Below are 11,092 nucleotides of genomic sequence, written 5' to 3'. Positions count from 1 at the left end.
ACACTAAATCATCTTTAAAATCGATAAAATCATCGACGTAATGCTGCAAAAACAGGATGAAATACACGTTTTTTTAGTCAAAATGCAAAAATTCGCTTGCTATCTTGGGTTTAATTCTTATATTGCAGCACCAAAAATATTTAGCTTACTTAAACGTATGGATATGAAAAAAGTATTAACAATCAAGACGCTGTTGGTCCTAATGTTGTTTTTAGCGGCTCTAAGCTGTAAAAAATCAACAAGCTCTAAAAACAGTTCAAGAGCTACAGGATGGCAAATAAATGACAGAGAAGGCGGCTTTCAATACAACACAAGTTTTTCAGAGCAGGAAACTGCTCCGGGTCTTGTTTTTATAGAAGGTGGAACCTTTACAATGGGGCGTGTTAATGACGATGTGATGCACGATTGGAACAACACTCCCAACCAACAACACGTACAGTCATTCTATATGGACGAAACTGAGGTTACCAATGTTATGTACCTTGAGTATCTAGATTGGATTAAACGTGTTTACCCTCCAACGGATGAGAATTTTAGAGCAATCTATAACGGTGCCCTTCCCGACACTTTAGTTTGGAGAAACCGTTTAGGGTTTAATGAAATCATGACCGAAAACTACTTACGCCATCCGGGTTATGCCGAATATCCTGTTGTAGGGGTAAGTTGGATACAAGCTGTTGAGTTCGCCAACTGGCGCTCAGACCGTGTAGGGGAAATGGCCTTACAAAAGGAAGGTTACACTAAAAGAGGATCTCATCTTACCGATGTATCTGCCGATGCTACTTTTAATATCGATACTTACATTAATGCCCCAACACTAACCTATGGAGGAAACGAAGAGGTTATTAATCCAGAGGGAGGTAGAAATAGAAATGCCCAAGTAGATGCAGATGGCAACCCTGTTAACATTTACGCAAAAAGAGAAACTGGAGTCATTCCTCTAAAATATAGGCTTCCCACTGAAGCAGAATGGGAATATGCCGCCTTAGGTTTGAGTGAAATACGAAGCTACAATGTGTATCGCGGACGTAAAAAATACCCCTGGGACGGTAAATATACACGTGCTGGAAAACGACGTGTTCGTGGCGACCAATTAGCTAACTTTAAACAAGGAAAAGGAGATTACGGCGGAATAGCTGGATGGTCCGACGATGGCGCCGACATTACTAACGAAGTAAAATCGTACGATCCTAACGATTATGGTTTATACGATATGGCCGGTAATGTGGCTGAATGGGTTGCCGATGTTTACAGACCCATTGTTGATGATGAATTTAACGATTTTAACTACTACCGTGGTAACATTTACACTAAAAACGCCATTGATGAAGATGGTACTGTTAAAGTGGTTACTACAGAAGATATTGTTTATGACACTTTATCTACTGGTAGATTAGTAGCAAGAAATCTACCGGGAGAAATTTTACAAGTTCCTGTAGATGAAAACGAAACATACTTGAGAACCAATTTCGACAGAAGCAACGAAATAAACTTTAGAGATGGAGACAAAAGATCTTCTAGGTATTTTGAAAGCTTTAATGAGGAAGAAGAACGTAATACAGAAACTGAAACCAGAAAAATGTATAACTCTCCACAACATCGCGTTGAAAGGGATTCATTAGGAAACTTAATACGGGAATACGATAAAAGCAGCTCCAGAACTTCTTTAATTAACGATAAAGTAAGAGTATACAAAGGAGGTTCATGGAAAGACCGAGAGTACTGGTTAGATCCTGCACAAAGACGTTACTACCCTGAAGATATGGCTACAGATTATATTGGTTTTAGATGTGCTATGTCTAGAGTAGGCTCCAAAACCAAAAGAAAGCACAAAACTAAAAACTAAATAACAGTTTTGTTTATAACATAAAAAAAGTCCTGACACAAGTTGGGACTTTTTTAATATTTTTATTTTTCAAATATTTAGATTATTCAGACTTGAAAATAGATAAGATACACCAGCTTTTTCTTCAATGCCATTCGGCATGTACAGACACAAGGACGATTGTTAAAAATGCTATGTTCTTTGCTCTTAAAGGCCCTAATTTTAATGGTAATGCTTATGCAGAATCAGCCATTAAAAATGGTGCTGCTTATGCTATTATAGATGACAAGACGTATAATACCTCTCCCCAAACAATCTTAGTTAAAGACGTTCTTGAAACACTACAAGCCTTAGCTACTTTTCACAGAACGTATTTAAATATTCCCATTATAGCACTTACTGGAAGCAATGGAAAAACCACGACCAAAGAATTGATAAATGCCGTTTTATCCAGAAAATATAATACTTCTGCAACCCTTGGAAATTTAAACAACCATATTGGTGTCCCTTTAACACTCTTATCGATGGACAAAAACACAGAAATAGGTATTGTAGAAATGGGCGCCAACCATTTAAAGGAAATTGCATTTTTATGCACTATCGCAAAACCGGATTATGGTTATATTACCAATTTTGGAAAAGCCCATTTAGAAGGTTTCGGAAGTGTTGAGGGTGTTATTTTAGGAAAAAGTGAAATGTATAGCCACTTAATTAAAAACAACAAGACCATATTTATAAATGCCAATGATTCTATTCAAATTAAAAGAACCATAAAAGCAAATACCTTTTCGTTTGGGAATACTCATTCGTCCTCTAATATTAAAATTGACTTTATAAGTGCTCTGCCGTATGTTAAGTGTCTTTATAACAATAAGGAAATCCACAGTCAGCTCATTGGCGATTACAATTTTAACAACATAGCTGCTGCTATAGCAATTGGGAATTATTTTAAAGTAGATGATACATCCATTAAAACGGCTATAGAAAACTACACCCCTACCAACAATAGGTCACAAATTATCCTTAAGGGCACCAACCAAATAATTCTCGATGCCTACAATGCCAATCCTACCAGTATGCAAGCTGCCCTGCTTAATTTGGAAAAGCAATCTGGAAGCAAAACAGCTATTTTAGGAGACATGTTCGAACTTGGTGCTGGTGCAGCAACAGAACACCAAAGAATTATAGACCTGGCTACTTCATTAAATATTGATAGGCTTATTTTTATTGGGGAAAACTTTAATCGATCTAAAATCGATTCGAAAAAAGCTATGAAATTCAAATCGTTTATAGATTTTAAAAAGTACTTTGACCCCTCTCTAATGAATGATACAACCTTTTTGGTTAAAGGATCAAGAGGCATGGCTTTGGAACGAATTATAGCTCTTTTTAATGTGGCTTAAACGTGAATACATACTAAAGAGTTTACATTTGTTTTTTTAAATCTTTTAGCAACATTTCAATTCTATTAACAATTTGCTCGTTGGTTAATATAACTTTATAGGCTTCCGAATGTTCTTGCACCATATCTTCATCGTCCCTTAGCAACCAATTAAGGTCTACTTCTGGAAATTCCTGAATGATTTTATTCAAAAATTCAATAGACACCTTTTTACCATTAACATATTGTGAAAGCTGACTATAGTTCATCTCAAACTTTTCGGCCAAATCGCCCAGTCTATCATACTTGCTTTTAATTAATTGTTTCAGTTTTTCGTCGAATTGCATATTTGGAACAATTATAAATTATAAAAATGATTAATTTTTTTACATTTTATTTAATTATTTATATATATTTGTATGTAATTTCATTCAACACATCACATAAAATTATACAAATAATGACAAATTTAAACAAATTATATGCATTATATGATGTTCGCTCCCAAAAAGAGCGCGATACTTTAAGCGATTTACTTACAAATCATCTTCCAAAAGAGTATACTTCGCTTGTTATTCAAAAACTTAAAAGACAAGGTATATATACCGACTCGCAATCTGTTAGAAACATAAAAGGGGGCATTAGCAAAAATATTTTGGTATTTAATGCTATTGTAGAAATAGCAAATGAATACAAAACGGTTTCAAATCGCTTAAAAGATAATTTACGTATGGAATAGGTGTTTTTTCATTAGCCTCATACTATTACTTTTCGACATTTCGATAATCTAAACATAACCTACTTAATATCAACAAAATGGCAATCAAAAAGAAGCATCACAAAAAGATTGAAGACGGTTTTAGACACATCTTTAAAACCGAAATTCAAAAAGACACACCAGCTCAACTTCTCGGTTTTGAAAATGGTCTCGTTACACAAGTTAACGAACCATTGGTGAAACACCAAATTATTCAATTAGCGAAACTCTGTCAAGAGGTACCTAGTAACGTAAGCCTAAAGGCACAAGGCAACAATAATATAGCAATTGAGTTTTGGTAACAAAGCAATTATTTTAGTTAGTCACCCGGTTACTACTATATATTTTAAAAAGTGTAGATAACCAAAAGTAAGTCTCCGTAATGGAGACTTATCTTTATCAAGTGGATATACAAATTACTGCCCTTATCTTAAACAGGACTTCATATTACAAAGAAAAGAAGCACCATTTACAATAGTATTTTAAAAACAATTATAAAGGCACTCCTTTCGTAACAAATTCTCCTTAAGAATTAATTAATAGCTTAGTAAATTTCCAATTCTTATACGTGAAGTACAATACTCAATTTGAGTATTTTTAGGTTACCTCACTAAAGGAAGGCGTTACGCTTTACAATAGTTATAATAAAGATTCTACATTCTCTATAAAAAACCTATATGATAAGGTTATTCATTTTAAGTAAGCCTATAAGCTCGCCTGTTGAAGAAATGTTTAATTTCTTTAGAATGTTCCTACGATGGGTATCTACCGTGTTCGAACTAATATTAAGCTTTTCGGCAATGATCTTACTGGAGTAATTTAAAACTAATAACCTTATAATGTCCCGCTCTCGATTGCTTATTCCTTCGGACAACAACTTTTGTGAAAAGTTATTGAAATAAACGGTCTCGTATTCGTTTTTATCATTTAACTTTTTAGCAGTAGCACAAACTTGTAACTTTATTTTAGGGTCTAACACAGTATAATGGGCCAATCCTATAATGGGCTTACCACTAGCATCAAACTCCAACGGTGTTGTATTTTGAATTACATTAACATACTCGTCCCTACCGTTCTTCACCCTATAATTCCATGTATAACTCATTGCGTTCCTTTCTTGAATTGTAATATGTTCTAATGTAAACGCCATCAATTCATTGAGAGCCTGCAGCCATTGCTCAACATCATCAGGGTGCATTCGACTCCAAAAGTAGCGCATTCCCCTTGTTAGTAGCATATCTTTATCCAAACCTAAGCAAGCACTCATGTTCTTACTTACATATTCAAAGCTAAGGTCTTGGGTATTGGTAATACAGAAAAAAGTAGAACTATACGGTAAATATACATCCAGCTCAATAATTTTTTGAATGTGCTCTTCTAACGAAGGACTATCGTACGACTTAAAAATATCCTTATACTTGTTCCTTATATCACTTACAATCATAATTTATTATTTAATAATAAAGTCTCCTCAGATTTTCTTTACACAAAAGAAACCTAAAGATATAAATTAACGCGAACAATGAACAAGCAAAATACTGTTAAGAAATCGAATCAACAATTTGATGTATGGAAAACACACCTTATGTTAGACTACAATCAAGAAGAGCATTATCTTAAAAGTAAAAAGCAAGCTCTTTAGGCTTGCTTTTTTGTTTCTTGTGGGGAGAGCAGGATTCGAACCTGCGAAGACATAGTCAGCAGATTTACAGTCTGCCCTCGTTGGCCGCTTGAGTATCTCCCCAAAACCGAGCGCAAATATATCATTGTTATTGAACTGTACAAAATAAAAATCAACAAAAATTACGATCACACTTAATTTCTACAAAACTTACCTCAAAACAACTTAGCGCCTTCTGTCTCCTCCTCCATCACGTCTATACATTTCACGCATTTCTGTCATTTTCTTTTTTACAATAGCATCGTATTCTTGTTTGGTTACCTTTTTCCCTTTAGAGGGTTTTTCTATCTCTGATATTTCATTGGTATTCAATACTAGTTTTGAACAATAGACAGTATTCCTTCCTTCATTTATTTCCAAAATCAAACCAGGCAAGCCCCAATAATCCCCAGGACCTTGACGCAATGGCACCTGCAGTGTATACCAAGCTGTAACGGTTATTTCTCTTTCTTGGCCTTCATTCTCTTGGGAACGGTTCCCCTCCCTGCTTCTCCTACCAAAACCAAACATACTTTCTGGTACTTTTTTTACGGTCGTTGCCTTAAAGCAAAGATACTCCCCTATTGTCTTGGTTTCTGATTCCAGCTTCCATTCAAACTCAGGTAATACATCATCAATTAAAAATTGCTTTCCAAAAAGATCGTTTTCCTGTAGTAATCTGGATGCTTTTATATTTTTATATTCAGGCCCTTGTGTTACATTCCCAGCCATACCAAAACGACCCCAACTTGGTGCATTGTCATCTGCACGCCCTTCTTCCTTATACAAAGATTCGAACTGATTAAAGGTAAGAACATAAGTTTTCTCTAGCCTACTTCGCATTCTATCTGCTATCATTTTTTTACGTTCTTCAGACAAGTTGCCCCCTCCAAAATTATCCATATCTAAAGTCACTTTGGTTTCGTAATATGCTTTTCCTTGGAAATCTTTTTGGGCAAAAGAAATAAAGCTTATTGAAAATAAAGTGTATACCGTTAGCTGTTTTATATATTTAAGGTGCATAGGAAAAAGGATTTGATTTTTAAATAGTGTCTAAAACTACAGTTTTTTACTCTTATTTAGACATTACCATCTTGAATTGGTTTAATTAAGACCTGTTAAAATCTTCCTTAAACTAATTTTGCTATGCCCTAAGCATTTCAACATAATAGTATAATAAATAAGATTACCAAAAAGTTATGCATTCCAAATATGATTTGAATTTTGTATTTTTCAAGTCGCATGAGACACTTTAACCTTTTATTATTAATGTTGACACTTACCATAAGTGCCCAACAACCAATTGATACTAAGTTTATAAAAACAACGCACTTACAAGCTGAAACCCTTGTAGGCATAGATAATTTTAAAACGTTTTACCTTTTAAACACATCTGTTCTAGAAAAAAAAGATTCCAACAAAACAATTACTTACAGCAATATTCAATTAGGAGATGTTACCTCCGTAAACGCCTATAACCCATTAAAAATAAATATATTCTATAGAGCCTTTAACACCGTTGTAATTCTTGACAACCGCCTCGCTGAAATATTTAAAATAGACTTCAATAACATAACATCCTATAAAAGTATTTCGCATGTTTCTACCGGATATGACAATACGCTCTGGGTTTTTAATCAGGACAACCAACAACTTGAACTGTACGATTACAAAACCAACACCACACGAACCAAAACCGTACCTATAGCAAGTACTGTTATTGACTTAAAAAGTAATTACAACTATTGCTGGGCACTTACCAATACCCATTTATATGTATACAATTATTTTGGTAGCCTCGTACAAAAGATTAAAAACAACGGCTTTACTTCAATGGTCGAAACTAATGGCAACCTTGTTTTAAAAAAAGACAATTCGCTCTATTTTTTAAAGAAAAATACTGAGGTATTCCGTCCGATCATAACTCCAAAATTATTAATAAAACAGTTTTTTGTAACGAATGAAACCTTGTATATTTACAATGACAAAACCCTAAGTGAATACCAAATATTAATTAACTAACACTATGCATATTGCGATTGCAGGAAATATTGGTTCCGGAAAAACAACGCTTACAAAATTACTTTCTAAACACTATGGTTGGGAGTCACAACTAGAAGATGTGGTAGATAACCCCTACCTGGACGATTTTTACAATCAAATGGAGCGCTGGAGTTTTAACCTGCAAGTATATTTTTTAAATAGCCGCTTTAGACAAATATTACAAATTCGCAAAAGCGGAAAAGATATTATTCAAGACCGAACTATTTACGAAGACGCACACATTTTTGCTCCTAACCTACATGCTATGGGGTTAATGACCAATCGCGATTACGAAAACTACAAATCACTTTTCGACTTAATGGAATCCTTAATTCAAGGCCCCGACGTATTAATATATCTAAGGAGTTCAATACCTAATTTAGTATCTCAAATCCATAAGCGAGGTCGTGAATACGAAAACTCCATTAGCATAGATTACCTAAGCCGATTAAATGAACGTTACGAAGCTTGGATACACGGATACACTAAAGGCAAATTATTAATAGTAGATGTGGATAAATTAAACTTTGTTGACAATCCGGAAGATTTGGGTAACGTTATCAATACCATAGATGCCGAAATCAACGGTTTATTTTAATTGTTTATATCCTCAAACCACACAAAGCATTTACTTTAACATTTAATTATAAACCTCCCATGAGATAATTATTATTTTCGTGACCTTATCTTTTATATTAAAGTCATGAAACGAGCATTAAGAAATTTTAAAAATTACTTCACAAAAGGAAATGTTTAAAATTTTTAATGAGAGAACGAGTGTAAGGAGTGGTTGCACACGTTCTTAATTTTATAATTACAATAAAATCAATTAATTACTAAAATTTAAACGTGTGAAACAAACTTCTCTTATTATCGCTTTATTTATAAGCTGCAATGTATTATTTTCTCAAGAAGAAACACAACAAACCCCATCGCCTAATTATAGATTAGCCGCTAAGTTTTCTCCCAAAAACCTAGCAAAACTGGTACACTCCACTACGGTTACACCACATTGGCTAAAAAACGGCAACCGCTTTTGGTACCAATATAAAACCACCGAAGGTTCTAATTACTACTTGGTAGATGCCGATAAAAAATCCAAAACAAAATTGTTTGATAACGCTAAAATGGCCAAATGGTTAACCGAAATAACCAAAGACCCATATACCGCAAAACATTTACCCCGCTTTGATTTTGAATTTGTAAATAACGAAACTGCCATTCGTTTTAGGGTTACATCCACCGAAGAAGTAGAAATCGCTAAAGAGGAAAAAGAAGACACTCAAAAAGACTCCACTTCAACAAAAAAAGAAAAAAAGGAAAAACCTAAAATGGAAAAAAAGGAATACTACCTTCAATACAAATTAGGCAGTAATTCCTTAACTGTATTGAATAACAAAAAAGAACCCAAAAAAGAATGGGAAAAATGGGCCAACGTAGCCCCAGATAGCACTATCGTTCTGTTCTCTAAAAACTACAACCTATTTTGGATGGACAAAGCCAATTTTTTAAAAGCTGTAAAGGATCCTAAAGACTCAACCATTGTAGAGCACCAATGGACAACCGATGGTGTAAAACATTTTGGCTATGGTGGCAATCATAGAACCTTTAGCGATAAAGAAGAAAAGAAAGAAGAAGACAAAAGAGAATCCATTTACGGCTTTTGGTCCCACGATTCTAAAAAATTTGTATTTCAAAAATCAGACTCCAGGCACATTAAAGACCTATGGGTAATCAATTCCGTTACCTCCAGCCGTCCTTCGTTAGAAACCTATAAATACCATATGGCAGGAGAACAGGAGTTTTACAAAACCAATCTTTTGGTTTTTGATATGCCCTCTAAAGAAGTTACAACAGTTAAAATAGACACGGCTGTTCAACAAAGCATATCGGTTTATGCACACCGGTATAAAAAATCGAACACAAGCAAACATAAACCAAGATTGTTACTATCTAAAAAGAATAAGATTTACTTCAATACCGTTAGCCGTGATCGTAAAAAATTAGACATTCATGTAGCAGATATTAGCTCAGGTGAAGTAAAAACACTTATCAGCGAACACTTTAACACCTACATTGAGAAAAGAGACATCGTTTTATTTAATAACGAAACCGAAATATTACATTGGTCCGAACGTGATGGCTGGGCGCACTTTTACTTATACGATGCCAACGGAAACTTAAAAAATCAGATAACAAACGGCGAGTTTCACGTGGATAACTTTGAAGGCATCGATGAAAAAACACGAACGCTTTACTTTACCGCAAATGGTGTTAATAAAGATATAGATCCTTATTATGCGCATTTATACAAGATCAATTTAAATGGTTCTGGATTTAAAAACTTAAACAAAGGCGATTATAATACCAGCATTAGTGTGTCCGATTCCAATAGCTTCTTTGTTAGCAATTATTCTCGCGTAAACACAATTCCCAAATCAGAATTAAGAGATAATAATGGACAGATCATTTTGAATTTGGAAACAGCCGACCTTTCACAACTTATGGCTACAGGTTACAAATTTCCTGAACCTTTTAAAATGAAAGCCGATGATGGCATTACCGATATATATGGTGTCATGTACAAACCTTTTGATTTCGATGAAACAAAAAAATACCCATTAATAGAATATGTATATCCAGGACCACAAACTGAAGCTGTTAGTAAATCGTTTTCCGTAAGCATGAACAGAACAGACAGAATGGCCCAAGTTGGTTTTATTGTTGTCACCCTAGGCAACAGGGGCGGACACCCAGATAGATCGAAATGGTACCACACTTATGGCTATGGTAATTTAAGAGATTACGGATTAGCCGATAAAAAATATGTAGCCGAGCAATTGGCTGATAAATACGATTTTATTGATATTGATAAAGTTGGTATTTTCGGACACTCAGGAGGGGGCTTCATGTCTACTGCTGCCATGCTGGTTTATCCTGATTTCTTTAAAGTAGCTGTGTCTTCTGCTGGCAATCACGACAATACCATTTATAATAGTTGGTGGAGTGAAACCCATCACGGCATAAAAGAAGAAAAAGATGCAGAAGGTAAAATCTCTTATAAATACGCCATTGACAAAAATCAATCGCTGGCTAAAAACCTAAAAGGCAAACTTATGCTAGTTACAGGCGATATAGACAACAATGTACACCCGGGCTCGACCATTAGGGTGGCGGATGCCTTAATCAAAGCCAATAAACGTTTTGATTTTATGCTTATGCCTGGACAACGTCATGGCTTTGGTAAGATGACAGAATATTTCTTTTGGCTAAAAGCCGATTATTTTAGTAAGCATTTGCTGGGTATTGAAGCTACCAGCACCGACATTACAGAAATGAATAGGGATACCCCTAAAAAAGGATAAAGGATAAAAAACACAAATATCCAATAAAACAAAAACACGCCCAAGAGGCGTGTTTTTGTTT

Annotated in this window: 10 protein-coding genes and 1 tRNA gene; 7 read left to right on the top strand and 4 right to left on the bottom strand. The window is 34.7% G+C overall.

All coding sequences use genetic code 11. The annotated features are described in order from the left end of the window. Positions 1 to 157: 157 nt before the first annotated feature. Together gldJ and JF259_RS07640 are read left to right on the top strand one after the other, a co-directional pair. Complete coding sequence (gldJ, locus tag JF259_RS07645) at positions 158 to 1,846, top strand: gliding motility lipoprotein GldJ (protein ID WP_199114720.1); 1,689 nt, start codon at positions 158 to 160, stop codon at positions 1,844 to 1,846. A gap of 92 nt (positions 1,847 to 1,938) precedes the next feature. Then, entirely contained in the window at positions 1,939 to 3,228 is a 1,290-nt protein-coding gene (locus JF259_RS07640) for a UDP-N-acetylmuramoyl-tripeptide--D-alanyl-D-alanine ligase (protein ID WP_199114719.1), read from the top strand. A 22-nt stretch (positions 3,229 to 3,250) separates the two neighbouring features. Here JF259_RS07640 and JF259_RS07635 read toward each other — a convergent pair whose 3' ends face one another. Further along, positions 3,251 to 3,553 (bottom strand): helix-turn-helix domain-containing protein, encoded by a 303-nt coding sequence (locus JF259_RS07635; RefSeq protein ID WP_199114718.1) that lies wholly within the window; start codon positions 3,551 to 3,553, stop codon positions 3,251 to 3,253. A gap of 113 nt (positions 3,554 to 3,666) precedes the next feature. On the opposite strand from JF259_RS07635, the gene JF259_RS07630 reads away from it, so the two are divergent. Beyond that, positions 3,667 to 3,945 (top strand): hypothetical protein, encoded by a 279-nt coding sequence (locus JF259_RS07630; protein WP_199114717.1) that lies wholly within the window; start codon positions 3,667 to 3,669, stop codon positions 3,943 to 3,945. Between the two features lie 77 nt (positions 3,946 to 4,022). After that, entirely contained in the window at positions 4,023 to 4,265 is a 243-nt protein-coding gene (locus tag JF259_RS07625; protein ID WP_199114716.1) for a hypothetical protein, read from the top strand. A 371-nt stretch (positions 4,266 to 4,636) separates the two neighbouring features. On the opposite strand, the gene JF259_RS07620 is transcribed toward JF259_RS07625, so the two are convergent. From JF259_RS07620 to JF259_RS07610, 3 genes are all read right to left on the bottom strand, one after another. Next, the gene (locus JF259_RS07620; protein ID WP_199114715.1) at positions 4,637 to 5,407 is read right to left on the bottom strand and encodes a LuxR C-terminal-related transcriptional regulator; all 771 of its coding nucleotides are present in this window, start codon (positions 5,405 to 5,407) and stop codon (positions 4,637 to 4,639) included. Positions 5,408 to 5,625: 218 nt separating this feature from the next. Next, positions 5,626 to 5,707, bottom strand: a tRNA-Tyr gene (locus JF259_RS07615). A 102-nt stretch (positions 5,708 to 5,809) separates the two neighbouring features. After that, positions 5,810 to 6,646: a GLPGLI family protein gene (locus JF259_RS07610; RefSeq protein WP_199114714.1), complete on the bottom strand. Its 837-nt coding sequence runs from the start codon at positions 6,644 to 6,646 to the stop codon at positions 5,810 to 5,812. Between the two features lie 246 nt (positions 6,647 to 6,892). Here JF259_RS07610 and JF259_RS07605 point away from each other — a divergent pair, with 246 nt between their 5' ends. From JF259_RS07605 to JF259_RS07595, 3 genes are all read left to right on the top strand, one after another. After that, positions 6,893 to 7,645, top strand: coding sequence for a hypothetical protein (locus JF259_RS07605; protein ID WP_233164154.1), 753 nt, complete (start codon positions 6,893 to 6,895; stop codon positions 7,643 to 7,645). A 4-nt stretch (positions 7,646 to 7,649) separates the two neighbouring features. Then, positions 7,650 to 8,264, top strand: coding sequence for a deoxynucleoside kinase (locus JF259_RS07600; protein ID WP_199114712.1), 615 nt, complete (start codon positions 7,650 to 7,652; stop codon positions 8,262 to 8,264). A 253-nt stretch (positions 8,265 to 8,517) separates the two neighbouring features. After that, the gene (locus JF259_RS07595) at positions 8,518 to 11,031 is read left to right on the top strand and encodes a S9 family peptidase (RefSeq protein ID WP_199114711.1); all 2,514 of its coding nucleotides are present in this window, start codon (positions 8,518 to 8,520) and stop codon (positions 11,029 to 11,031) included. Positions 11,032 to 11,092: the final 61 nt, after the last annotated feature.

The sequence above is a fragment of the Snuella sedimenti genome, assembly GCF_016428595.1.
Lineage (GTDB): Bacteria > Bacteroidota > Bacteroidia > Flavobacteriales > Flavobacteriaceae > Snuella > Snuella sedimenti.
Note: the sequence above shows the minus strand (reverse complement) of the source record. Positions and strands in the feature narration are given on the sequence as shown.

Excerpts from the sequence above, each read along its gene's own strand:
- JF259_RS07630 (WP_199114717.1), top strand. The coding sequence starts at position 3,667 with ATGACAAATTTAAACAAATTATATGCATTATATGATGTTCGCTCCCAA.
- JF259_RS07605 (WP_233164154.1), top strand. The coding sequence starts at position 6,893 with ATGTTGACACTTACCATAAGTGCCCAACAACCAATTGATACTAAGTTT.
- JF259_RS07625 (WP_199114716.1), top strand. The coding sequence starts at position 4,023 with ATGGCAATCAAAAAGAAGCATCACAAAAAGATTGAAGACGGTTTTAGA.
- JF259_RS07610 (WP_199114714.1), bottom strand. The coding sequence starts at position 6,646 with ATGCACCTTAAATATATAAAACAGCTAACGGTATACACTTTATTTTCA.
- JF259_RS07600 (WP_199114712.1), top strand. The coding sequence starts at position 7,650 with ATGCATATTGCGATTGCAGGAAATATTGGTTCCGGAAAAACAACGCTT.
- gldJ (WP_199114720.1), top strand. The coding sequence starts at position 158 with ATGGATATGAAAAAAGTATTAACAATCAAGACGCTGTTGGTCCTAATG.
- JF259_RS07635 (WP_199114718.1), bottom strand. The coding sequence starts at position 3,553 with ATGCAATTCGACGAAAAACTGAAACAATTAATTAAAAGCAAGTATGAT.
- JF259_RS07620 (WP_199114715.1), bottom strand. The coding sequence starts at position 5,407 with ATGATTGTAAGTGATATAAGGAACAAGTATAAGGATATTTTTAAGTCG.